The organism is Streptomyces sp. DSM 15324, assembly GCF_001514285.1.
In the GTDB taxonomy this organism is placed as follows: Bacteria; Actinomycetota; Actinomycetes; order Streptomycetales; family Streptomycetaceae; genus Streptomyces.
On the sequence record NZ_KQ949024.1, the window covers coordinates 398,845 to 423,118 of the forward strand.

20 protein-coding genes are annotated in these 24,274 nt (G+C 72.8%); 14 read left to right on the forward strand and 6 right to left on the reverse strand.

Annotated features, from left to right (window positions below; all coding sequences use genetic code 11):
* The first annotated feature begins 70 nt into the window (after positions 1-70).
* Positions 71-1,750: a rhamnogalacturonan lyase B N-terminal domain-containing protein gene (locus AQJ58_RS07985; protein WP_067246598.1), complete on the forward strand. Its 1,680-nt coding sequence runs from the start codon at positions 71-73 to the stop codon at positions 1,748-1,750.
* A 10-nt stretch (positions 1,751-1,760) separates the two neighbouring features.
* On the opposite strand, the gene AQJ58_RS07990 is transcribed toward AQJ58_RS07985, so the two are convergent.
* Complete coding sequence (locus tag AQJ58_RS07990) at positions 1,761-3,170, reverse strand: RICIN domain-containing protein (protein WP_067246600.1); 1,410 nt, start codon at positions 3,168-3,170, stop codon at positions 1,761-1,763.
* A gap of 295 nt (positions 3,171-3,465) precedes the next feature.
* Between AQJ58_RS07990 and AQJ58_RS07995 the strand changes: the two genes are divergently transcribed.
* Both AQJ58_RS07995 and mmuM read left to right on the forward strand, forming a co-directional pair.
* Entirely contained in the window at positions 3,466-5,706 is a 2,241-nt protein-coding gene (locus AQJ58_RS07995; protein ID WP_067246602.1) for an autotransporter-associated beta strand repeat-containing protein, read from the forward strand.
* A gap of 441 nt (positions 5,707-6,147) precedes the next feature.
* Positions 6,148-7,086: a homocysteine S-methyltransferase gene (mmuM, locus tag AQJ58_RS08000; RefSeq protein ID WP_067246604.1), complete on the forward strand. Its 939-nt coding sequence runs from the start codon at positions 6,148-6,150 to the stop codon at positions 7,084-7,086.
* 198 nt (positions 7,087-7,284) lie between these two features.
* On the opposite strand, the gene AQJ58_RS08005 is transcribed toward mmuM, so the two are convergent.
* A complete protein-coding gene (locus tag AQJ58_RS08005) occupies positions 7,285-9,018 on the reverse strand; it encodes a carboxylesterase/lipase family protein (RefSeq protein WP_067246607.1) in 1,734 nt (577 codons plus the stop codon).
* Positions 9,019-9,308: 290 nt separating this feature from the next.
* On the opposite strand from AQJ58_RS08005, the gene AQJ58_RS08010 reads away from it, so the two are divergent.
* Complete coding sequence (locus tag AQJ58_RS08010) at positions 9,309-10,322, forward strand: hydroxyacid dehydrogenase (RefSeq protein WP_067246610.1); 1,014 nt, start codon at positions 9,309-9,311, stop codon at positions 10,320-10,322.
* A gap of 368 nt (positions 10,323-10,690) precedes the next feature.
* On the opposite strand, the gene AQJ58_RS08015 is transcribed toward AQJ58_RS08010, so the two are convergent.
* On the reverse strand, positions 10,691-11,602 hold the full coding sequence (locus AQJ58_RS08015; protein WP_067246612.1) for an isocitrate lyase/PEP mutase family protein: 912 nt from the start codon (positions 11,600-11,602) through the stop codon (positions 10,691-10,693).
* A 129-nt stretch (positions 11,603-11,731) separates the two neighbouring features.
* Positions 11,732-12,391 carry a ThuA domain-containing protein gene (locus AQJ58_RS08020; RefSeq protein ID WP_067246615.1) on the reverse strand — a complete coding sequence of 220 codons (660 nt, stop codon included), beginning with the start codon at positions 12,389-12,391 and terminating at the stop codon, positions 11,732-11,734.
* 163 nt (positions 12,392-12,554) lie between these two features.
* Here AQJ58_RS08020 and AQJ58_RS08025 point away from each other — a divergent pair, with 163 nt between their 5' ends.
* The gene (locus tag AQJ58_RS08025) at positions 12,555-13,187 is read left to right on the forward strand and encodes a VOC family protein (RefSeq protein ID WP_067246619.1); all 633 of its coding nucleotides are present in this window, start codon (positions 12,555-12,557) and stop codon (positions 13,185-13,187) included.
* Between the two features lie 73 nt (positions 13,188-13,260).
* The gene (locus AQJ58_RS08030; RefSeq protein WP_067246628.1) at positions 13,261-13,659 is read left to right on the forward strand and encodes a VOC family protein; all 399 of its coding nucleotides are present in this window, start codon (positions 13,261-13,263) and stop codon (positions 13,657-13,659) included.
* Between the two features lie 13 nt (positions 13,660-13,672).
* Here AQJ58_RS08030 and AQJ58_RS08035 read toward each other — a convergent pair whose 3' ends face one another.
* Both AQJ58_RS08035 and AQJ58_RS08040 read right to left on the reverse strand, forming a co-directional pair.
* Complete coding sequence (locus tag AQJ58_RS08035; RefSeq protein ID WP_067246631.1) at positions 13,673-14,356, reverse strand: helix-turn-helix domain-containing protein; 684 nt, start codon at positions 14,354-14,356, stop codon at positions 13,673-13,675.
* A gap of 150 nt (positions 14,357-14,506) precedes the next feature.
* Positions 14,507-15,688 (reverse strand): YihY/virulence factor BrkB family protein, encoded by a 1,182-nt coding sequence (locus AQJ58_RS08040; RefSeq protein ID WP_079078762.1) that lies wholly within the window; start codon positions 15,686-15,688, stop codon positions 14,507-14,509.
* Between the two features lie 123 nt (positions 15,689-15,811).
* Between AQJ58_RS08040 and AQJ58_RS08045 the strand changes: the two genes are divergently transcribed.
* The 8 genes from AQJ58_RS08045 (at position 15,812) to AQJ58_RS08075 (ending at position 24,256) form a co-directional block, all read left to right on the forward strand.
* Positions 15,812-17,446 (forward strand): acyl-CoA dehydrogenase family protein, encoded by a 1,635-nt coding sequence (locus AQJ58_RS08045; RefSeq protein ID WP_067246634.1) that lies wholly within the window; start codon positions 15,812-15,814, stop codon positions 17,444-17,446.
* Positions 17,447-17,754: 308 nt separating this feature from the next.
* Complete coding sequence (locus tag AQJ58_RS08050; RefSeq protein ID WP_067246637.1) at positions 17,755-19,053, forward strand: GAF domain-containing protein; 1,299 nt, start codon at positions 17,755-17,757, stop codon at positions 19,051-19,053.
* A gap of 243 nt (positions 19,054-19,296) precedes the next feature.
* Positions 19,297-20,625 carry a hypothetical protein gene (locus tag AQJ58_RS08055; RefSeq protein WP_067246640.1) on the forward strand — a complete coding sequence of 443 codons (1,329 nt, stop codon included), beginning with the start codon at positions 19,297-19,299 and terminating at the stop codon, positions 20,623-20,625.
* Positions 20,626-20,730: 105 nt separating this feature from the next.
* Positions 20,731-21,303: a GNAT family N-acetyltransferase gene (locus tag AQJ58_RS08060; protein ID WP_067246643.1), complete on the forward strand. Its 573-nt coding sequence runs from the start codon at positions 20,731-20,733 to the stop codon at positions 21,301-21,303.
* Positions 21,304-21,454: 151 nt separating this feature from the next.
* Positions 21,455-21,538, forward strand: coding sequence for a putative leader peptide (locus tag AQJ58_RS45615; protein WP_309500612.1), 84 nt, complete (start codon positions 21,455-21,457; stop codon positions 21,536-21,538).
* Positions 21,539-21,675: 137 nt separating this feature from the next.
* Positions 21,676-23,373, forward strand: coding sequence for a nitrite/sulfite reductase (locus tag AQJ58_RS08065; RefSeq protein WP_067246646.1), 1,698 nt, complete (start codon positions 21,676-21,678; stop codon positions 23,371-23,373).
* Positions 23,370-23,549 (forward strand): hypothetical protein, encoded by a 180-nt coding sequence (locus tag AQJ58_RS08070; protein WP_055637400.1) that lies wholly within the window; start codon positions 23,370-23,372, stop codon positions 23,547-23,549. Before AQJ58_RS08065 ends, AQJ58_RS08070 begins: the two co-directional genes overlap by 4 nt.
* Complete coding sequence (locus AQJ58_RS08075) at positions 23,546-24,256, forward strand: phosphoadenylyl-sulfate reductase (RefSeq protein ID WP_067246649.1); 711 nt, start codon at positions 23,546-23,548, stop codon at positions 24,254-24,256. Before AQJ58_RS08070 ends, AQJ58_RS08075 begins: the two co-directional genes overlap by 4 nt.
* The last annotated feature ends 18 nt before the right edge of the window (positions 24,257-24,274 follow it).

Sequence of the window (24,274 nt, forward strand, 5' to 3'; positions counted from 1 at the left end):
CGCGAAATCGTTTCAACTGTCACTCTCTCCCACACCCGCACACCCCACACCTCCCGAAGGAGGCTCCCCCATGTCCGGATCCGACGGCCACCCGGTCCGACGCCGTACCTTCGTGCTCTCCGCCGCGGCCGCCGCCGGCACGGCCGCCCTCGCCGGCCCCCTCTCCTCCCCCGCCTCGGCGGCGGGATTCGGCTGGAGCGACGACGGCTCCCACTACGTCGTCGACACCGGCGCGAGCCTGGTCTTCAAGGTCAGCAAGACCAACGGCGACCTCACCTCGCTGGTCTACAGGGGCACCGAGTACCAGGGCTACGACGGCAAGAACTCGCACATCGAGTCCGGGCTCGGCACCTCGACGGTGACGATCGCCCGGTCCGGCGCGACGATCCTGATCTCGGTCGCCCACGGCACGCTCAAGCACTACTACGCGGCCCGCAGCGGCGAGAACAACGTCTACCTCTGGACCGACAAGGCCGACACCTCCGTCTCGGCCACCCGCTACATCGTCCGTGTGAAGAAGGGCCTGTTCCTCAACGACGAGCCCGACTCCTACACCTACACGTCCTCCACCATCGAGGCCTCGGACGTGTTCGCGAAGTCCGACGGCCAGACCCGCTCCAAGCACTACGCCAAGGTGCGGGTGATCGACTACGACTACACCGGATGGTCCACCGGATCCGTCGGACTGTGGATCGTCCGCAGCAACCACGAGAAGGCCTCCGGCGGCCCCTTCTACCGGTCGCTCCTGCGCCACCAGAGCGCCGACGGCGGCGGCCTGTACGAGATCCTCTACTACGGCGAGAACCAGACCGAGGCCCAGCGCTTCGGCCTCCAGGGCCCGTACGTCATCGCCTTCACCGACGGCGGCGCCCCCTCCCCCTCCCTCTACCCGGGCACCCTGACCACGTCCTGGGCGGACTCCCTCGGCATCTCCGGGTACGTCCCCGCGAGCGGCCGGGGCCGGGTGGCCGGCGTGGGCATCAGCGGACGCAACCCGGCGTACCCGTACACGGTCGGGCTCGCCAACTCGGCCGCCCAGTACTGGGGATCGGCGCGGGCCTCGGACGGCTACTTCTCCATCGGCGGGGCCCTGCCGGGGACGTACACGCTGACCGTCTACAAGGGCGAGCTGGCTGTATACAGTACGCAGGTGACGGTGTCCGCCGGTGGGACCACCACCCTCAACACGATCGCGATCCCGTCCTCCAACGACCCGGGCAACGCCAGTGCCCTCTGGCGGATCGGGGACTGGAACGGCACGCCCGGCGGCTTCAAGAACGCCGACCTGATGACGTACGCGCACCCCTCCGACGTACGGGCCGCCCCCTGGACGGGCAATGTGGTCATCGGCAGCGGCACCGAGACCTCCGCCTTCCCCTGCTACCTGTGGAAGGACGTCAACAGCGGCATCGTCGTCCACTTCCGGCTGACCGCGGCCCAGGCCGCCGCCGCGCACACCCTGCGCATCGGCGTGACGACGGCCTACGCCAACGGCCGGCCGCAGATCGTCGTCAACGACACCTGGACCTCGGCCGTCCCCTCCCCGCCCACCCAGCCGAGCACCCGGTCGCTGACCGTGGGGTCCTACCGGGGCAACAACCACACGTTCACCTACAGCGTGCCGGCGTCCGCCTGGCTGACGGACACCGGCGCCTACAACCAGCTGAAGATCTACGTGGCGAGCGGCTCGGGGACGACGTCCTTCCTCAGTGCGGGCACATCGATCGACGCGATCGACCTGCTCGCCTGACGTCACGTCATCAGCCCTGTGTCCACTGCTGGTTCGTGCCGCCATTGCAGGTGTACGTGATGATCGCGGCCGAGTCGGCGGTGGACCCGCCGTTCACGTCGAGGCATTCGCCGCTCGCCCGGGACTTGATGTTCACATAGCTGCCGCTCGTGGTCACGGACCACTGCTGGGTCGTGGCCGAGGAGTCGCAGTTCTCCTGGGTGACGGTCGCGGAGTTCTCCTGCACGCACAGCGAGCTCTGCCGGGTGACCAGCTGGTAGTAGCCGCCGCCGACCGGCTTGAACCAGTACTTCTGGTTGTTGCCGCCGTTGCAGGTGTACTGCTTGACCTGGGCGCCCTGCCAGAGCGACTGGCTGGTCACGTCGGCGCACTTGGACGAGTGACGGGCGACCAGCGTGTTGTAGGTGGCGCTTGTGCCGGTCACCGTCCCGGCGACCGTGTCCACGGCGACCTCCGGGTACCAGGACATCGACATGGTCGTCGCGGTCGGGAAGGTCAGCGGCAGCCACACATAGCGGGAGTCGTTGACGGTGCCGCCGAAGGAGTTGCCCCAGCGGTCGCCCATGTACAGGTACGACGTCCCCGAACTGCCCTGGACGGGAAGGACGTACGCGGTCTGCGAGCCGTAGGTGGTGGAGTCGCCGACGTTCGCCATCGACGTCCAGGGGCCGGCCAGGCTGGTGGCGGTGGCGTACTGCTGCTGGTTGGCGCTCCAGCCGGTGGCACCCGACGTCAGCATGAAGTAGACGCCGTTGCGCTTGAACAGGGCCGGCGCCTCACGGTGTCCGCCGGCCCAGGGGTTGGCGACCAGGCTGTCGATCGCGGTGTAGTCGGCGGTCAGCCGGTAGATGTGCAGGTCGTAGTTCTCGTTCGCGGCGGAGACCATGTAACCGGTTCCGTCGGTGTCCACGAAGGTGGTGATGTCCCGGGACATGGAGGAGCCGAGGGGGCGGAAGCTGCCCTGGTAGGTGTAGGTCCCGTCGACGGTGTCGGAGACGGCGACGGCCGCGCGGGCCTCGCTGTAGTCGGTGCCGTTCTCCTTGTGCATCCACATCACGAACTGGCCGGTGGAGGCGTTGTAGACGACCTTCGGCCGCTCGATGTAGGCGGTGCCGAGCTCGGAGGCGCTGGACTGGGTCAGGACATGGTTCCTGAACTCCCAGTTCTGCAGGTCGGTGGAGCGGTAGGCGTCCACGTACCGGAAGGTGTTGTCCGCGTTGCGGTCCTCACCGAACCAGTAGTAGTAGCTGCCGACCTTGATGACTCCGCCGCCGTGCGCGTGCACGACGGCGCCCGAAGTGTCGGTGAACTGGACGCCGTTGGGGACGGTCACGGACGCCGCCTGGGCGGGACCTGCGGTGGCGAGGGCGCCGATCAGCGCCAGACAGAGGGCGAGCAGGGTGGCGTACACACGTCTCATGGGGATACCTCTCGGGGAACGACCACCTTCACGGACTACAGGTGTGTTCGAGGCTGCGGGTGGGTGGGGACGGCGGGTTGGTGGGGCAGCGGGTCAGTGGGGGCGCAGCGTTCGAGAATGCGAACAACATGTGGAATGGCGAACGCCGAAAAGGTAAGGGTGTGTTACCAGCAGGTCAACGGGTCTGACGGGACTTGATAGAAAGCCTTTTCTGGAGGACGCGGCGAGACCGGGAGGATTCCAGCCGCACGGCGATTTTCTGTTATCGGCGGCACCCCCGTACCGTCTCCGACCTGTGCGCAGCCCCCTCCACACCTCAGCAGCGGCCGCCGGCGCCCTCGCGGCCGTCGCCGCCCTCCTGGCCACCGCTCCCCCGGCCGTGGCCGCCGGCACCCGGGACGTCACGGCCGACGTGCTGGCCGACCGGGACGTGACCCTCACCGGCGACACGGTGATCACCGTGCCCTCCGGGACGACGACGTACGACGGCGTCCTGCGCGGCGAGGGAACGCTCACCGTCCGCGGCGGCGGGACGCTGGTCCTCACCAAGGACAGCGACTTCACCCTGCCGAAGGCCCGGCAGCGGCAGACCGTACGCACCCAGGGCGGCAACCACCCGTACACGACGGTCACCCGCCCCGACCCGCCCGCGATCACGGTCGAGCGCGGCACCACCCTCCAGTACGGCACCGGCGGCGGCACGGGACTGATCGGCCATTTCCCGTACGACACCCCCGGATACCGGCTCAATCAGCTCAACATCCGCGTCGACGGCACCCTCCGCCTCTCCCTCACCCGCACCTTCAACATCGGCACGATCAGCGGCTCCGGGCTGGTCACCCAGCCTCGCGGCATGTGGGGGACCCTCGACCTGGCGGGCACCCACCCCTTCTCCGGGGTCATCGACAACGGCACCGGCATGGCCGTCGGCCGCCCCGAGTACCCCGTGGCGCTGCCCTCCGTCCGCGCCGTCGTCAACCAGGGCTCCTGGATCATCGACACCCCGCTGAACCAGACGATCACCCTGCGCCAGGACTTCTACCAGCGGGAATACGGCAGTGACGTCAACGTCCACACTCGGCCCGGCAGCAAGGTGGTCCTCACCGGGCAGTACAGCTACAGCGACCGGGGCGGGGACACCCACCCGTCGCTCAGCGACCCGGGACTCAACTGGCGTCCCATACGGCATCAGTTGAACAAGCGGGGCACCAACATCGAAGGCGCGGACGTCCAATGGGGCGACGGCACCACGCACCGGATCTTCATGCCCGGCACCAAGGACACCGTCTACATCAACCTGCACGAACGCAGCGGCCGCCGCTCCCTGCTCACGTTCGACTACAACGGGCCCGTGACGCTCGGCGCACCGATCGGCGGCGGCCAGTACCACGACACGCTCGCGGCACCCGGCGCCGGGGACGTCGTGATCGCCGGCACCAAGGGCAACGACGTCACCTTCGCCGCCGCCCAGCACTACGACGGCTCCACCACCGTGGAGCGGGGCGCCGTGCTGCGGCTCGGCTCGGGAGCGGCGGGCGGCGACGGTTCGCTGCTCACCGGCACGGCGCGGCGGCGGATCGTGAACGACGGGACCCTCGTCGTGCGGAACACCACCACGCCCGTCTCGCTGTCGGGCATCGGCGGCAGCGGCGCGCTCGTCCAGTCCGGCGCGGCGACCACGACACTCACCGGATCCTCGGTGACGTACACGGGGACGACGACGGTCCGCAAGGGCACCCTCGCCCTGCGCGGCGGCGCGAGCCTCGCCAACAGCCGTGCGGTGCACCTGCCTTCGGCATCCTCACGGCTGGACACGGGGGGCGCTGCGCTGCGCGTGCTGAGCGCACTCGACGGCAGGGGCACGGTCGAGGGGGCGGTCGTCAACCGGGGTGTCGTCACTGGCGGGTTGACGGTGAGCGGCGACTACGTCCAGAACTCCGAGGGGCAACTCGTCGTGGCGAAAGCACCGTTGAAGGTGAGCGGCCGGGTCCGGCTGGGCGGGGACCTCGATCTGTCCAAGGCGGGCGCGAGCACCGAGGACGGGCGAGCCACCGGGACCGGCCGGGCGGGCAAGGCCGGCAGCGCCGGCGAGGCGGATCTCGCGGGAAGCGCCGGGGAGGGCAAGAGGGAAGGGAAGACGGAAAGGGCGGGCGCGCAGGAGATCACCGTTGTCGACCACACCGGGCGCGGTGCGGTCTCCGGCACCTTCGACGGGCTGCGGGAAGGCGCCGAGGTGCGACTCGGCGACACCGTCTACCGCATCAGCTACCGGGGCGGCGACGGCAACGACGTGGTCCTCACGGCCGACCCGACCGGCTCCTCCCCCTCCGCGGCGGACAGGTCGGCCTCCTCCCGCGTGGCGTCGGTGGAGACCCGCGGCGCGAACAGCGGGATGAGCAGCGGGATGGGGTGGTGGCCGTACGTACTCGCCGCGGGGCTGCTCGCGGGCCTCGGCATGCCGATGACCCTGCGGAGACGGGCCCGGCCCCGGCGCGGGGGCGGGGGCGGGCGCAGGGGCGGACGGCACGCGGCGTAGGAATCGCGCACAGGTCGGGCGGGCCCGTCCTGACCGACCTGACGGATCCGGCGGGGGGCGCCGAGCAGCCCACCGGCGCCGGACGGGACGAGGGCAGCTCACCGGCTGGGGTCCGGGCGGGGGCAGGCCACCCACCGACGACCAGGACGAGGGCAGCCCGCCCGCCAGCGACCACGGCGAGGACAACCCGCCCACCGACGACCACGGCGAGGACAACCCGCCCACCGACGACCACGGCGAGGACAACCCGCCCACCGACGACCACGGCGAGGACAACCCGCCCACCGACGACCACGGCGAGGGCAGCCCGCGGCTTCGGGCGGGCGAGTCCGTGCCGGGCCGCGTCCGTCAAGGCCGGCGGAGTCCTCCCACCTGGTGGACCCGCTGTTCACGAGGTGGACGGGAGGTCCCTTCCGTGATGCCTTCGACTAGCGTCATGTCATGACCAGCGACACCCCTTCCCCCTCCGGCGCCCCGCTCGCCGAGGCGCTCGCCGCAGGAACCGTCGTCCTCGACGGCGGCATGTCCAACCAGCTGGAGTCCGCCGGACACGACCTGAGCGACGAGCTCTGGTCCGCGCGGCTGCTGGCCGAACGACCCGAGGCGATCACCGAGGCGCACCTCGCCTACTTCGAGGCCGGCGCGAACGTGGCGATCACCTCCAGCTACCAGGCCACCTTCGAGGGCTTCGCCAAGCGCGGCATCGCGCACGAGGAGTCCGCCCGGCTGCTGGCCCTGAGCGTGGAACTGGCCCGCGAGGCCGCCCGTCAGGCCCGGGACAAGGGGATCACCCAGCCCCTGTGGGTGGCCGCGTCGGTGGGACCGTACGGCGCGATGCTCGCGGACGGCTCCGAGTACCGGGGCCGCTATGGGCTGAGCGTGGCGGAGCTGGAACGCTTCCACCGGCCCCGGCTGGAGGTCCTGGCCGCCGCCGCGCCCGATGTGCTGGCGCTGGAGACCGTCCCCGACGCCGAGGAGGCCGAGGCGCTGCTGCGGGCGGTGCGGGGGCTGGGGGTGCCGGCCTGGCTTTCGTATACGGTCGACGGTGTACGGACGCGGGCCGGTCAGCCGCTGGACGAGGCGTTCGCCCTGGCCGCCGAGGCCGACGAGGTGATCGCGGTGGGCGTGAACTGCTGCGCCCCCGAGGACGTCGACGCCGCCGTGGCGACGGCCGCCCGGGTGACCGGCAAGCCGGTCGTCGTCTATCCCAACAGCGGTGAGTCCTGGGACCCGCAGGCGCGCGCCTGGAGGGGCCGCTCCTCCTTCGCCCCCGAGCAGGTTCTCGGCTGGCGGGACGCGGGCGCGCGGCTGATCGGCGGCTGCTGCCGGGTCGGCCCCGAGGCGGTGGCGTCGATCGCCCACACCCTGACCAAGGCGTAGTGCCCCTGCCCGCGCCCGCCGCGGCCCGCCGGCCTCCGGGCTGGCTCGCGGGTCGGTGCGGACGCGACTGACGTGCGGATCGGTGCGGACGTGACCGACGTGCGGATCGGTGCGGACGTGACCGACGTGCGGATCGGTGCGGACGCGACTGACGTGCGGATCGGTGCGGACGTGACCGACATGCGGTGACAGGGGCGGTCAGTCGCGCTGCACTCCACCCGGGCGGCGCAGCCGGCGCACCGCCGACCTGAGTTCCGTGGCGCGGACGATCCGGCCGCCGACCAGCGGGCCCGGCGGCGTGGTCGGCAGGGCGGCCGGGGTGGGGGGCTGGGGCGGGGTGGGGCCGGCGGGGACGGCCCACAGGTCCAGCTCGCGGTCGCGGAGACCGTAGGCGGTATACGATCCTCCGTCGTCTGCATACGACATACCGTCACCTGTCCGCCGTACACGGTGGCCCGCATCCGACGCCCCGGCTTCCTCCCGGGCGGCCACACCCTCCCCCGCTCCGAACACCCGTACGGGATGCCGCTCGTCCCACGCCTCCCACCCCGGATCGCCCGTCGCCACGAACCGCACCCACGCCGAGTGCATGGCGTCGGCCAGTTCCTGCGGTGCGTCCTCACCGGCGAGTTTCGCGGACTCGGGTGTGTGGCCGGTGTCGAAGACGAAGCCGAGTTCGAGCGCGTGGCAGGCGCCGAGGCCGGGGCGCTGCGAGGGCCAGGCGAACTCGTAGACGTACGAGGTTCCGGGGCGGGCGTCGGCCAGGCGGTGCAGTGGCCGGCGCAGCAGGTGGTCGGTGACCATCTGCCCGACGATCTCGGCGGTGCCGGCCTCGGGGTGCAGGGTGCGGTAGCCGCGCGGCACCTCGTGGCCGCAGTGGCAGCGGGCCATGGCGCCGGCGAGGGCGACGGCGCCGAGCCGGTCGACGCGTTCCAGCAGACCGCCGGGGACCAGCCAGAGCCGGTATTCGTCCCTGGTCCAGCCGAGGAGGAGGTCGCATCCGGGGGCCGCTTCGCCGTCGAGGAGGGCCTGGAGCGGGTCGCGCGGGACGAGGTCGCCGTCGACGACGATGCCGAAGGCGGGACCGCCGAGCACGGGGCTGCTGAGCCGGCCGACGTCGGCCTGGGTACGCAGCAGCAGATCCCGGTCGACGGCCGCGAAGGCCTCGGCGGTGGCGGGGATCTTCAGCCGGGTGGCCATCCGGCGCACCATGCGGCGTACCTTGTCGCGTTCGGAGGCTTCCGGTGGTCCGCTCTGCAGGACCGCCCGCCGGAACAGTCCCCGGGCCTGGGGGGCGGCGATCAGCGCGCCGGTGCTGATGGCGCCGGCGGACTGTCCGGCCAGGGTGACCCTGTCGGGGTCGCCGCCGAAGGCCCTGATGGACCGGTGGACCCAGTGGAGGGCGGCGAGCTGGTCGCGCAGGCCGGGGTTCGCTGGGGCGTCGGGGAACAGCCCGTAGCCCTCGACGCCGAGCCGGTAGTTGACCGAGACGAAGACGATGCCGTCGCGGGCGAAGTGCCGTCCGTCGTACACGGGCACGGCGGAGGAACCCCTGGTCAGCGCGCCGCCATGCAGCCACACCAGGACCGGGAGGCGGGCGTCGGGGCCGGGGTCGGGCGTCCAGACGTTGAGGTTGAGGCAGTCGTCGCCGGGCACGACCGGGTCGGAGAGGTACTGGGCGAAGGCCTCGGAGTACGGCGGTTTCGGCGGCGTCGCTCCGAAGGCGCCCGCGTCGCGGACCCCGTCCCAGGGTTCCGGCGGCTCGGGCGGCCGGAAGCGGAGGGGGCCGAAGGGGGGTGCCGCGTAGGGGATGCCCCGGAACACGGCGATGCCCCGCTCGGATCGTCCGCGGACGGCCCCGTACGGGGTGGCGACGACCGGGTCGGGGTCCTGCCGGTCCTCCGCCGCGGGGTTCTCGCGGTCTGCCGTCATCTGCCCACCAGCCCTTCGCAGCGCTCGTGCACCGGTATCACCAGAGCACCACACCTGCGCGGGGTATTCCGGCGCACGAGCCTGTGAAGGGGCTGTTCGGCGTACCTGAGGACCTGAGGGTTCCGACACCCAGCCCCGTCCGCAGCGTTCCACCACCGCCACTGCTGGACGCCCACGGGGCCGGCGGTGCGGCGGCGGTGATCGTCCGACCGATTGACCATGTCTCTGAGGCGGACCTACGGTGGAAAGCGTTTGCCAGAAAACGTTTCCCACGCACCCCAGGGAGAGTCATGCCCAGCGCCCAGCCGCCCAGGGCCGTGTTCGCCATGGATCCGGTGCACCTCCCCCGGCTGTTCCCCGCCCCGCTCCTGGCGAGGCTGCGGCGGACGGCCGAGATCGACCCCGCCCTGGTCGTACGGGACTTCGCCGACCCGGCCGCCGCGTCGGCGCTGGCCGGCGCCGACGTGCTGATCACCGGCTGGGGCTGCCCGCACCTCGACGCGCAGGCGCTCGCCGCGCTGCCCCGGCTGCGCTCGGTCCTGCACGCCGCGGGTTCCGTGCGCCCGCTGGTCGGCGAGGCCCTGTGGGAACGTGGCGTGACGGTCTCCAACGCGGTGACCGGCAACGCGGTACCGGTCGCCGAGTACACACTCGCGATGATCCTGCTCGCGGGGAAGGACGCCTTCGTCCACCGTGAGCGCTACCGCCGCACCCACACCCCGCCCGCCCCTGCCGAGACGGCCGCCCTCGGCAACTTCGGTCGCCGGATCGGCGTCATCGGCGCCTCCCGGGTGGGGCGCCGGCTGCTGGACCTGCTGCGCCCGTACGACGTCGAGGTCCTCCTCCACGACCCGTACGTCGAGGCGTCCGAGGCCACCGCCCTCGGCGCCCGGCTCGTCACCCTGGAGGATCTGCTGCGGCACAGCGACATCGTCAGCCTGCACGCCCCCGACCTCCCCGAGACGCATCACCTGCTCGACCGCCCCCGCCTCGCCCTGATCCGCGACGGCGGCGTGCTGATCAACACCTCCCGCGGCGCCCTCGTCGACCATGCGGCGCTCACCGACGAGCTGGTCTCCGGCCGGCTGCAGGCGGTCCTGGACGTCACCGACCCCGAACCGCTGCCCGCCGACTCACCTCTGTACCGCCTCCCCAACGTCTTCCTCACCCCGCACATCGCCGGGTCCCTGGGCAATGAGCTGGAACGGCTGGGACTCATCGTGGTCGAGGAGCTGGAGCGCCTGGCAGACGGCCTGCCGCCGGCCCACGAGGTACGCCACGCGGACCTGCCCCGGATGGCCTGACCGGCGCCCGGCGCGGAGGGCGTGGGGCCGCGCGCGTGTCGCCCGGCGCGGTGGGCTCTGCTGCCGCGCGCCGGCCGACCGCCCGCCGCCGGAGCCGGGACGGCGCCACGGCAGTGACCCGCGCCGGGTGCACCGTCAGCCGGTCGTGCCCTCGGCACGGCCCAGCTCCTCGTCCGGGAGGCGGCCTGGGTCGTAGCGGTGGACGAAGGCCCGGCGTTCTTCGTCCAGCCGTGTTCGACGATCTGCTGCGGTTACGGCGTCGCGTGCGCCGAGCCGGCGGGGGAGGTCGCCGGGGCACCCGGGACCCGGCACGGAACCTGCGCAGGCCCCGGCACGGGATCGGTGCAGCGGTGGAAAGGCCCGGCCCGTCAGGCCTTTCGTTCGGCCGGCCCTCGGGGTGCGTCGCGTGGGGGCGGAGGAAGTGTGTCCGTCCGCGGGGCGCGGCTGCGGGCGATGTTGCGTTCCAGCAGGCGGGTCGCCGTGCCGACGCCCACCCCGTCGGCGTCGCTCCTCGTCTCGGGCAGCCGGCCGTCCGTGCGGCGGAGTTCGGCGAGCGCGGCGTGCATGGCCTCGTGGGCGGCGAACAGACAGGGGGTGCTGTAGATGGCGACGTCCACGCCGAGGGCGGCGAGTTCGCCGAGGGAGAGCCGGGGGGACTTGCCGCCCGCGATCTGGTTGAACAGCAGCGGCTTGCCGCCGACGACGGCCCGGATGCGGCGGATCCAGTCGACGCTGCGGACGCCGTCGACGAGGACCACGTCCGCGTCGGTGGCCGCGAGGGTCCCGGCACGGTGCAGGATGTCGTGCTCGTCGGTGGCGTCCGTGCGGGCCACGACGAGCAGGTCCCGGCGGGTGGCGAGGACCATCTCCAGCTTGGCGAGGTACTCCTCCAGGGGCAGGACCTGTTTGCCGTCGGCGTGGCCGCAGCGGCGGGGCCGTTTCTGGTCCTCCAGGACGACACCGGAGGCGCCGATCCGTTCGAGTCCCTCCACCACGTGGCAGGCGACCTCGGGGTCGACATAGCCGTCGTCGATGTCGACCAGCAGGTGGTGGCCGGGGAACGCGCCGCGCAGCCGCTGGACGAACGCCATCATGTCGGGCCAGGCGATGAAGCCGATGTCGGGCAGTCCGTAGTAGGAGGCGGCGAAGCCGAACCCGGAGACGAACATCCCGTCGTAGTGCTGCGCGGCGATCGACGCCGAGTACATGTCGTACACGCCGATCAGCGGGGTGGTCCCCGGTGCGGCGATCCGCTCCCGCAGCTTGGTCCCGTAAGTCACCGTCCGGCTCCTCCTGAGCGTCCATTTCACCGGATCAACCGGACAGGAGGATCTCCGGCGGCCGGGGGCGGACCGCTCCCGGCGCGGGGTCGGTCACCCCGATGGCGGAAACGGTTCACCGCAGAAACGTCACTGGGCGTCGCGGCCCACCCGGGCCGCCCAGGCGATCCCGCCGCGCAGATGGGCCAGGAAGCGGGGGTCGCGGTAGGCCTCACAGGCGTGTCCGAGGGCGGTGTAGAAGACACGGCCCTCGCCCTCCTCGCGGCACCAGACCAGAGGGTGGTCGGCGCCCATGCCGCCGCCCTCGTACGAGGACTCGTCGGCGCCGGCGAGGACGCGGACCCGGCCGCGCGGGTTGGCGCGGAAGTCGTACCACTCGTCGGTGAAGTCCCAGACGGTGGGCAGGTGCCGGGTGGCGGGGTGGTCGTGGTCCTCGACGACCGCCTTGCCGGGCTGGTAGGCGGGGTGGCGGTCGAAGCGGGCGCCGAGGAGTTCGCCGTAGTACGGCCAGTCGTACTCGGTGCAGGCGGCCGCGTGCACGCCGACGAAGCCGCCGCCCGCGCGGACGTACGCGGTGAGGCGCTCGCGTCCGGCGGGGGTGAGGACCTCGCCGCTGGTCGAGAGGAACACCACGGCCGCGTACCCGTCCAGGGGGGCCTCCAGGGCCGCCGGGTCCTCGCTGTGGTGTGCCTCGAAGCCGTCCAGGGCCCGGACGGCGGTGACGGCGTCCGGGATGGAGTCGTGGCGGTAGGCGGTGGTGCGGGTGTACACGAGCAGGCGGGCGGTCATGCCGCCGAGCCTATGGCCGCGGGCGGCGGTGTCCCAGTGAGATCGTCGAGCGAATCTTTCGGTGGCCCGTCATCTCGCGCCGCCCCCGCACGCGAACGGGGGCGGTTCCGGCTTTTCCCCGGGCGGGGCGTCGTCGGCGGCGGGGCGCGTAGGCTCGGCCGGGATGAACACCATTCCTGCACGTCTCGACCACATCGTCCTCGCGACCCCCGAACTGGCGGCGACGGTCGCGGAGTTCACCCGGCGCACGGGAGTGGCGCCCGTGCCGGGCGGGGTGCATCCGGAGCACGGCACGCGCAACCATCTGGTGGGGCTGGGCGGCGGCGCGTATCTGGAGATCCTCGGCCCCGATCCGGAGCGGCCCGCACCGACGGGTCCGCGCCCGTCCGGCGTGGACGGTCTCGACCGGGCGCGGGTCCTCACCTGGGCGATCGGCCCGGCGGACCTGGACGCGACGGTCGCGGCGGTCCGGGCCCGGGGCTACGACCCGGGTGACGTACGGGAGATGAGCCGTCGGCGGCCCGACGGCACACTGCTGCGGTGGCGGCTGACCGACGGCGGCCGCCCGCACCCGTCCGGTCTGGTGCCGTTCCTCATCGACTGGGGTGCGGCGCCCCACCCGTCGGCGTCCGGGCTGCCGGTGACCCCGCTGCGGGAGCTGACCGCCACCGCCCCCGACCCCGAGGAACTCCGCGCACTGCTGGCGCTCCTCGGCACGGACCTGCGGCTGACCGAGGGCCCGGCGGCGTTCTCCTTCACGGTGGACAGTCCGAACGGGCCGGTGCGCTTCGGCTGACGCGGGGCACCGGCCGGTGCGCGCTGTCCGTTTCCTTCAAGACCGGCCGCCCCGCCGCGCCTACGGTGACCGTATGCGTACACGATTCGATGCCATCGGGCTGGTGGTCTCCGACATGGCCGCCTCCGTCGCCTTCTACCGCCGGCTGGGGTTCGCGTTCCCCGACGGCGCCGAGCGGGAGCCGCACACCGAGGCGGAGCTGCCCGGCGGGCTGCGGCTGCTGCTGGACACCGAGGAGACCGTGCGGTCCTTCCATCCGGGCTGGCGTGCGCCTTCCGGGGGCGGCCGGGCCTCGCTCGCGCTGCGCTGCGCGGCACCGGCCGAGGTCGACGCGGTGTACGAGGAGCTGACCGGCGACGGCCATCACGGGGAGCTGAAGCCCTGGGACGCGTTCTGGGGCCAGCGGTACGCCGTCGTGCACGACCCCGACGGCAACGGCGTCGACCTGTTCGCGCCGCTGCCCGAGCGGTAGGCGGCCGGGGCGCTCACCGCTGCCGCGGCAGCAGGCCGCTCAGCGTGGTGCCGGTGAACTCCCGCACGTCACGGGCGAGATGGGCCTGGTCGGCGTATCCGGCGCGGGCCGCGGTGTCCGCGTACGGCACCCCGGCGCGGGCGAGGTCGAGGGCGCGCCGCAGCCGCAGGATCCGGGCGAGGGTCTTCGGGCCGTAGCCGAAGGCGTCGAGGGAGCGGCGGTGCAGCCGCCGGGCGCCGAGGCCGAGTGCGTCGGCGGTGGCGGCGACGGAGCGGCCCTCGGCGAGCGCGGTGACCAGCCGTCGCAGCTGCGCGTCGGGGGGTGCGGCCCGCTCCAGGGCCAGGTCCTCCAGGGCCGTGGCGGGGTCGGGGGCGGCGGCGACGCGAGCGGTCAGAGGCCGTACGCGGGCCGCCGGCCACAGGTCGGCCAGCTCCACGCGGCGGTCGCGCAGCGCGTGGGCCGGTACGCCGAGCAGGCCGGGCGCGGTGCCGGGGTAGAAGCGGACGCCGGCCCAGGCCGTGGGCGCTCCGCCGGGGACGTGGGCGCGGGTGTCGGGGCCGGCGACCAGCAGGCGGCCGTCGTTCCACAGCAGGTCCATGCAGCCGTCGGGCAGGACGGGGAGCGCGTCGGATCCGGGCACGGGAGCGTTCGTCCAGACCACCGCGCCGGCCAGCCGGGAGGGCCGTTCCTGGTACACGCGGGCCAGGCTACGCCGCCCCGGGCGAAAGGCGCCCGGTCACCCGTGGTCACGCGTCCTCGCAGGAGGTCCCCCCGGCCGTGCGCGGGCGTCACGCGGCACTGCGGTCACGCGGCAGCGCGGTCACGCGGACCACCGGGCCGGCCGCGCTCACTTCCCGTCGTCCCCGGGCTCCTCCCTGTGGGTCCCCGTCGTGCCGTTCTGCTTCGGGGAGGTCTTGGCGTGGGTGCGCAGCCGGGCCGTGACGTCGTCGGGGGGCAGGAAGCGGGACCAGCGTTCGGGGAACTCGGAGGGCATGTCGGGGTCGTCGGGGTCGTCGTCGTGGGTGCGGGCGGCGGCCACGCGGGCGACGTACTCGGCGGCCTCCTCCTCGCGGATGCGCTCGTTGGCGGCGCGGGCGGCGGCGGTCGCCGCGGCGGGCCAGACCCGGTCGATGGCGGCGTTGACGGCGGCGCCGACCAGCACGGCGAAGGCGGACACGCCGATCCACAGCATGACGGCGACCGCGGCGGCGAGGGAACCGTAGATGGAGGCGCCCTCGATGGTGTGGGTGAGGTAGATGCGCAGCAGGAAGCTGCCGAGGACCCACATGGCGAGGGCGACGAGCGCTCCGGGGACGTCCTCGATCCATGGGGACCGCACGGGCACGGACACGTGGTAGAGGGTGGTCAGGAAGGCCACGGAGAGGACGATCACGACGGGCCAGTACAGGATCTGCACGAGGGTGGTCGACCAGGGCACGACCCCGACGACGGCGTCGGGCCCGGCCACCATGAGGGGCAGGGCGACGGAGCCGATCAGCAGGGCGGCGAGGAACAGCAGGAACGCCACCAGCCGGGTCTTGACGATGCCGCGGACGCCGTCGAGGCCGTACATGACGGTGATGGTGTCGATGAAGACGTTGACGGCGCGGGAGCCGGACCACAGGGCGAACAGGAAGCCCATGGAGATGACGTCGGGGCGGCCGCCCCTCATCACGTCGTCGAGGATGGGCTGGGCGATCTGTGCGACGCCCTTGTCGGACAGGACCGTGCGGGACGCCTCGAGGAGGTTGCTCTCCAGGCTGCTGATGGAGTCGGTGCCGGTCCAGTCGTCGACGTAGCCGAGCAGGCCGATGAGGCTGAGCAGCAGGGGCGGCACGGACAGCAGGGTGAAGAAGGCGGCCTCGGCGGCGAGGCCGAGGATGCGGTACTCGATGCAGGAGTTGACGGTGTCCTTCAACAGCAGCCAGGCGGTCCGCCGCTTGGAGACGTTCCGGTAGAGGGCACGCGCCCGGTGGAGGCGTCCCGTGGGGCCTCCTGGTTGCTCGGGTGACTGTCTTGCTGGCTGCACGCCCTAAAGGTATCCGCCGTTCGGGTCTGCACTCACCTCCGGCGAGGCCGCATCGCCTGGTCGGGGCGCGGCACGCGGGGCTCGGGTCGGCGTCGGCGGCGTACCCGGGGGTAGGTTCCCGGTATGGCAGGCAGCACGCACACCGTGACCAATCAGCCCCCCGAACTGAGCGGGTACGACGTCTACGGCGCCGACCGGGCCCTGGTGTCGGCCGTGGGGCGGCATCTGGATCCCGGGCCGGCGCAGGAGGCGCACGACGAGCTGTCCGGGCTGGGGCGGGCCGCCGGGTCGCAGCAGGTGCAGGAGTGGGCGGTGCAGGCCGACGTGCATCCGCCGACGCTGCGCACGCACGACCGGTTCGGGAACCGGGTGGACGAGGTGGACTTCCATCCGGCGTGGCACCGGCTGCTGGGCAAGGGGGTGGGCGCCGGGCTGACGGCGGCGTGGACGCGGCCGGGCGGGCACGTGCGGCGGGCGGCGGCGTTCGTGGTGTGGACGCAGGTGGAGGCGGGCACCTGCTGTCCGCTGTCGATGACGCACGCGGCGGTACCGGCGCTGCGGACGGACCCGGAGCTGGCCGCCGAGTGGGAGCCCCGGCTGACGTCCCAGGTCTACGACAGCGGTCTGCGGCCCGCCCGGCTGAAGGCGGGGGCGCTGTTCGGGATGGGGATGACGGAGAAACAGGGCGGCAGTGACGTCCGGGCGAACACGACCCGGGCGGTGCCGCTGGCGGAGGCGGGGACGTATGCGCTGACGGGCCACAAGTGGTTCTGCTCGGCGCCGATGTCGGACGGCTTCCTGGTGCTGGCGCAGGCTCCGGAGGGTCTGACCTGCTTCCTGGTGCCGCGGGTGCTGGAGGACGGGGGCCGCAACGTGTTCCGGTTGCAGCGGCTGAAGGACAAGCTGGGCAACCGGTCGAACGCGTCGGCGGAGGTCGAGTTCGACGGCACGTGGGCACGCCGGGTCGGGGAGGAGGGGCGGGGGGTGCGCACGATCATCGACATGGTGGCGGCGACCCGGGTGGACTGTGTGCTGGGGTCGGCGGGGCTGATGCGGCAGGCGGTGGCGCAGGCGGTGCACCACTGCACCTACCGGGAGGCGTTCGGGGGGCGGCTGCGCGACAAGCCGCTGATGCGCAACGTGCTGGCGGACCTGGCGGTGGAGTCGGAGGCGGCGACGACGCTGGGGCTGCGGCTGGCGGCGGCCTGTGACGACGGCGGCGAGCAGGAGCGGGCGTTCCTGCGGATCGCGGTGCCGGCGGCGAAGTACTGGGTGACCAAGCGCTGTGCGCCGCTGGTGGTGGAGGCGGCGGAGTGTCTGGGCGGCAACGGCTATGTCGAGGAGTCGGGGATGCCGCGGCTGGTGCGGGAGTCGCCGCTGAACTCGGTGTGGGAGGGCGCGGGCAATGTGCAGGCGCTCGATGTGCTGCGGGCGTTGCAGCGGGAGCCGGGGGCGCTGGACGCGTATCTGCGGGAGGTGGGGCGGGCGCGGGGGGCGGATCACCGGCTGGACGGGGCGATCAAGGGGCTGCTGACGGAGTTGGCCGATCTGGACGGGGTGGAGGCGCGGGCGCGGCGGCTGGCGGAGCGGTTCGCACTGGTGCTCCAGGGGTCGCTGCTGGTGCGGTTCGCGCCGTCGGAGGTGGCGGACGCGTTCTGTGCGTCGCGGCTCGGCGGGGACGGGGGTGCGGCGTTCGGGACGCTGCCGCACAGCCTCCCGCTGGCGGCCCTGGTGGAGCGGGCCGCGCCCGTGGTCTGAGCTGGGAGGACAGGTGCGGGGGTGGTGCTGCGCCGACACGGCACCACCCCCGCGGCTTTGGCCCTGCGAGGCCAGAATCGCCGCTCGGGACGGCGTGCCTCAAGTTTCGGACACGGTGTGGATGTTCACCAGGGTTGCAAGGGGTTGCAACCTGTGGGCGGTTGTGACCGGAGTGCACCCCTCCGGGCGGGGCGGGCGGCAAGATGGGGACTTCGGCACGACTGGAAACAGTCGGTCGGAGACTGTCGGCCGGAAACGGCCTTGCGGAAACTGTCGGTTGAATCGCTCCGTGTACCCGGGAGGCTCCTGTGGCCCACTCGCCGATGAACGTGTCCCGGCTCGCGGCCGTCGATGCCGCGCGGGCGGCGCGGGTGCTCAACGAGGTGCGGGACGCGCGGCTGGCCGGCCGGCGGGCGCGGGTGGCGCCGCGTCCGGTGATCGAGCAGTCCTGGGAGCGGGTGCTGCGCGGCGGGGTGGATCCGGAGCACGGTTTCCCGCCGCCGACGCTGGGCGCGGACGAAGTGCGGCGGCTGCGGGAGGAGTCGCCGCTGCGGGAGGTCCTTCCGGTGCTGCGCGAGGGACTGTTGTCGGTGGCGGACGTGGCGCAGCACATCATGGTGGTCGCCGACGAGGCGGGCCGGGTGCTGTGGCGGGAGGGGTGTGCGCCGGTGCTGCGCAGGGCGGACGGGCTGGGGCTGGAGCCGGGCGCGGACTGGGGCGAGGGGGTGGTGGGCACCAACGGGGTGGGGACGCCGGCGGTGGTGCGGCGGCCGGTGCAGGTGTTCGCCGGTGAGCATTTCGTGCGGTCGCACGGGAGCTGGACGTGTGCGGGGGCGCCGATCAGCGATCCGCGCAACGGGCGGCTGCTCGGGGTGGTCGATGTCAGCGGGCCGCTGGAGACGGTGCATCCGGCGACGCTGGCGTGGGTGGAGTCGGTGGCCAGGCTCGCCGAGGCGCGGCTGCGGGAGGCGCACGTGGGGTCGCTGGAGCGGCTGCGGGCGGTGGCGGCGCCGGTGCTGGCCCGGTTGGGCGGCCGGGCGGCGGTGGTGGACGGGGACGGCTGGACGGCGGCGGTGAGCGGGATGCCGTACGTGGCGCGGATCGCGCTGCCGAAGTCGCCGTCGGCGGGGCGGCGGTGGCTGCCGGCGCTCGGGCTGTGCACGCTGGAGCCGCTGGCCGGGGGCTGGTTGGTGCGGTCGGTGGACGAGGCGGGCGGGCGGGTGCCGGGGGAGGCGACCCGGATCGTGCTGGATGTGAGCCGGGCGCGGCGCTGGTCAGTGACGGTGTCGGGCGGGGCGGGCACCTGGTCGCACGAACTCAGTCCGCGGCACGCGGAGTTGCTGTATCTGCTGGCGGTGCACCGGGGCGGGCGCAGTGCGTCGGGTCTGGCGCAGGACATGTTCGGCGATCCGGCGCGCACGGTGACGGTGCGGGCCGAGATGTCGCGGGTACGGCGGTATCTGGGGGGTTTCCTGGAACACCGGCCGTATCGTTTCTGCGAGGAGGCGGAGGTCGAGGTGCTCCGGCCGGCGGACCCGGCGGGGCTGTTGCCGCACTCGACGGCGCCCGCGGTCCTGCGGGAGCGGACCGGGCCGGGCACCCGGTGACGGCGCGGGCGTGGCACCGGATGCCAGGAGCGTGCCGTGCCCGCCCGCCCGGCACACGCGCCGTGGCGAACGTGTTCCGCACTGTAGCCGGAATGCTGCACCCGGTGGCATCTTCCGCATATTTGCGAGGTCTTCGTCCGGGACGGCCCCCCTCTGCCGTAGCATCCCTCTACGGGTCACCCCACCTGCTCCTCGGTCAACGTACGGATCATCAGGCGCAGTTGGCCCGCCTCGGGAGGACGAATGAGACATCGCGGCCGACATCGCCGGCGTAGGCGGGGCAGAGCGGTACGGGCGTTCCTGGCCGGGACGGCCCTCGCCCTCACCGCCGCCGCCACCATGATCAGCGCCTCCCAGGCCACGGTCACCGACGACGGCCCCGGGGCCCTGAAGCCGCCGGCCGCGGCCGCGGGGTCCGGACGGCCGGGGCTGATCCGGGACATGGTCCCGCAGGCCGATCTGGACCGGCTGGCGGGCGCGATGGGCCGACCGGTAGGAGTCGGCGCCGTGCTCGCCCGGGCCGACGGCGCGCTGCGCGACGCGGACGACTGTGCGACGGCCGAGCGCGCGGACCTCCCCGTCTCCCCCGCGGCCACCCGGGCGTACTGCTGGAACGGCGGCGACACCGAGGGCTGGCAGCCGGGCGCGGTCACCACCTCGGGCGACGCGGACGACGACGGTGTCTGGGGCAGCAACCGGGTCGTGCTCTCCGCCTGGTCGGACACCCGCGGCACCCCGGAGGACCAGGGGCTGGCGCGGGTCGCCTTCGTCGACGCCAACGACCTCGGCCGGCTCTCGTACACCTGGGTGCTGCTGGCCGTGCCGGTGGACGGCGGCCGGGACTACCGGGGGCTGGTCTCCCATGTCTCCGGGATGGTCTGGTACCAGGACAAGCTGCTGGTCACCGCCGACGACGGGGACAGGGCCGCGCTGTACGTGTACGACATGAACCGGGTCCAGCGCGCCGGCGTCCTCGGCGAGGCGGTCGGCCGCACGGACGGCGGCTGGTCGGCGCACGGCTACCGGTTCGTCCTGCCGGCCGTCGGCTCCTACCGGCTCGACGGCGGCGACGCCCCGCGGCCCACGACGATCTCCCTCGACCGCAGCACCGCCCCGGACACGCTGGTCGCCGGCGAGTGGACCCTCGACGGCGGCGACCGGGTCGCCCGGCTGTGGCGCTATCCCTTCAGCACGGCCGCCGGTCACACGGGTCTGCTCGCCGAGGGCGCCGACGGACGGGCGCGGGTGTCGGAGGCGTACGAGACGAAGCTCACCGGGGTGCGCGGCGTGCTGTCGTACGGCGGCGCCTGGTACGTCAGCCGGGCGGCCGGGGCCGGGGAGCGGCACGGTGCGCTGTGGCGGCAGTCCACCGCCGAGAAGGACGGGGCGCGGGCCGCGGAGTGCGGCGCCGACGGGTCGCACGCCTGCTGGAGCTCCCGCACGGAGTCCCTCTCCTACTGGGCGGAGACCGGCGAGGTCTGGGCCCAGTCCGGCCGCGTGCTGTTCGCCACACCCCTGTCCACGCTCGCGGGCACGGCCTCGGACCACCCGGCGCTCCTGCCGGCCCAGTAGGAGGCGGAACGGCGGGGCACGGCAGGAGGAACCCGGGCCCCGTTCGACCGGCCGCCCCGCGGACGGCGATCGACAGACCCTCTGCCGTGATGATTCCCTGGCCGCATGACCCACATCCCCGTGACCACCTGGTCCCTGGAGCAGACCGCCCCGACCGATCTCCTGCCGGCCGCCGCGCCGGAGGGTGACGTCCGGATCGTCCGCGCCGTGGTGCCCTCACCCGAGTTCAGCCGCTTCCTCTACGCCTCCGTCGGCGGCGACATCCGCTGGATCGACCGGCTGGGCTGGCCGTACGCGCGCTGGGTCGAGCACCTGGCGCGCCCGGGGGTCGAGACCTGGGTCGCCTACGACCACGGCACGCCCGCCGGGTACGTGGAGCTGGAGCCGCAGGACGACGGGGTCGTGGAGATCGTGTACTTCGGCCTGATCCCCGCCTTCCGGGGACGGCGGATCGGCGGGCACCTGCTGTCGTACGGGGCCGCCCGCGCCTGGGACCTCGGGGACCGCTGGCCGGGCCTGCCGCAGACCAAGCGGGTGTGGCTGCACACGTGCAGCCTGGACGGCGAGCACGCCCTGGCGAACTACCAGCGGCGGGGTTTCACGCTGTTCGACACCAGGGTGGAGGAACAGCCCGAGGTGGCCGCGCCGGGCCCCTGGCCTGGTGCGCAGGCCGGCTGACCGGGCCGCGCATACCGGTTCTGACCTGCGGGGACAAGGGGCCGTGCGCGCCATGTGATCGAGGACACCCGCGTCTCACATCTCGGGACAACGGTGTCCACATGGCGGATAAAGCTGGACTGTGTCCAGATCGCCGTGCCACGCTTCCGTCATGTCTGGAACTGGAATTGCCTTGGTGAGTCGGCGGCACGTCGACCTCGGCCGCATGTCCAGCGCCATCTGTCCGGCGGGCTGACAGCACAGCGCCGCCGCGTCTCCTGATCCAGCCTTCCCCCCTGCCCTCCCCCCGCGCAACGACGCACACCTCTCCCCCATGCGCCCGTACGCGCAGGTCAGAGCCGCTTTCCGCCTGTCCCGAAGGACGTATTCACGATGGCCGCCACCCCACAGAACCCTGCCGCCTCCGCGCCCCGCCGCAAGGTGAGTCGTCACCGCGGTGAGGGGCAGTGGGCCATGGGGCACCACACCCCGCTCAACGGCAACGAGCAGTTCAAGAAGGACGACGACGGTCTCAATGTGCGGACACGCATTGAGACGATCTACTCCAAGCGCGGCTTCGACTCGATCGACCCCAACGACCTGCGGGGCCGGATGCGCTGGTGGGGGCTGTACACCCAGCGCAAGCCCGGGATCGACGGCGGCAAGACCGCGATCCTGGAGCCGGAGGAGCTGGACGACAAGTACTTCATGCTGCGGGTGCGCATCGACGGCGGCCGGCTGACGACGCAGCAGCTGCGGGTGATCGGTGAGATCTCGCAGGAGTTCGCCCGGGGCAGCGCGGACATCACCGACCGGCAGAACATCCAGCTGCACTGGATCCGCATCGAGGACGTCCCGGAGATCTGGAACCGGCTGGAGGCCGTCGGCCTGTCCACCACCGAGGCCTGCGGTGACTGCCCGCGTGTCGTGATCGGCTCGCCGGTCGCCGGCATCGCCGAGGACGAGATCATCGACGGCACCTGGGCGATCGACGAGATCCAGCGGCGGTACATCGGCAGCAAGGAGTTCTCCAACCTGCCGCGCAAGTTCAAGTCCGCGATCTCCGGCTCCCCGCTGCTGGACGTGGTGCACGAGATCAACGACATCGCGTTCGTCGGCGTCGAACACCCCGAGCACGGCCCCGGCTTCGACCTGTGGGTCGGCGGCGGTCTGTCCACCAACCCCAAGATCGGCGTCCGGCTCGGCGCCTGGGTGCCGCTGGCCGAGGTCCCCGACGTCTGGGCCGGCGTGATCGGCATCTTCCGTGACTACGGATACCGCCGGCTGCGCAACCGCGCCCGGCTGAAGTTCCTGGTCGCCGACTGGGGCCCGGAGAAGTTCCGCCAGGTGCTCCAGGACGAGTACCTCGAGCGTGAGCTGATCGACGGCCCCGCGCCCGCCGAGCCCACCTCGCGCTGGCGTGACCACGTCGGCGTGCACCGCCAGCAGGACGGCAACTTCTACGTCGGTTTCGCCCCGCGCGTCGGCCGGGTGGACGGCGCCACCCTGGCGAAGATCGCCGACCTCGCCGAGGCGCACGGCTCGGGCCGGGTGCGCACCACCGTCGAGCAGAAGATGATCATCCTCGATGTGGTGGAGGACCAGGTCGACTCGCTGGTGGAGGCCCTCCAGGCGCTGGATCTGACCGCGAAGCCGTCCCCGTTCCGGCGCGGCACCATGGCCTGCACCGGCATCGAGTACTGCAAGCTCGCCATCGTCGAGACCAAGCAGCGCGGCTCCGCCCTGATCGACGAGCTGGAGCGGCGGCTGCCGGACTTCGACGAGCCGCTGACCATCAACCTCAACGGCTGCCCGAACGCCTGCGCCCGTATCCAGGTCGCGGACATCGGTCTCAAGGGCCAGCTGGTGCTGAACGAGGCGGGCGAGCAGGTCGAGGGCTTCCAGGTGCACCTGGGCGGCGCCCTGGGCCTCCAGGCCGGCTTCGGCCGCAAGGTGCGCGGTCTGAAGGTGACCTCGGAGGAACTGCCCGACTACGTCGAGCGGGTGCTCAGGCGCTTCCAGGCGGAGCGCGAGGACGGCGAGCGGTTCGCCGTCTGGGCGGCGCGGGCCGGCGAGGAGGCCCTCTCATGAGCGAGCGGGCCGCCCCCTTCCACTGCCCCTACTGCGGCGACGAGGACCTGCGACCCAACGAACAGGGCCACGGCGCGTGGGAATGCGCGGCATGCAACCGAGCATTCCAGCTGAAGTTCCTCGGGCTGCTGGCCCGGGGCGTTCAGCGCACCGACACGGGAGGGGACCGGATATGACGTCGGTTCAGGAAGGCCGTACGACCGAGGAGTTGAAGGCGCTCGCCGAGCAGGCGGGCCGTGACCTGGAGGACGCCTCCGCGCTGGAGATCCTCCAGTGGGCGGTGGACACCTTCGGCAAGGGCTTCTGCGTGACCTCCTCCATGGAGGACGCGGTGGTCGCCCATCTGGCGTCCCGGGTCCTCAAGGGCGTGGACGTGGTGTTCCTGGACACCGGCTACCACTTCCCGGAGACCATCGGCACCCGTGACGCGGTCGAGGCCGTGATGGACGTCAACGTCATCACGCTCACCCCGCGCCGGACCGTCGCCGAGCAGGACGCCGAGTACGGGCCGAAGCTGCACGACCGCGACCCCGACCTGTGCTGCAAACTGCGCAAGGTGGAACCGCTGGAGGAGGGGCTCGCGGGATACCGGGCCTGGGCCACCGGCCTGCGGCGCGACGAGTCCCCGACCCGGGCGAACACCCCGGTGGTCGGCTGGGACGAGAAGCGGCGGAAGGTCAAGATCTCGCCCATCGCCCGCTGGACCCAGGACGACGTCGACGCGTACATCACCGAGCACGGCGTCCTGTCCAACCCCCTGCTGATGGACGGCTACGCCTCCGTCGGCTGCGCCCCCTGCACCCGCCGGGTCCTGGAGGGCGAGGACGCGCGCGCCGGCCGCTGGGCGGGACGCGCCAAGACCGAGTGCGGACTGCACGGCTGACCCCCATGACCGCGCCCA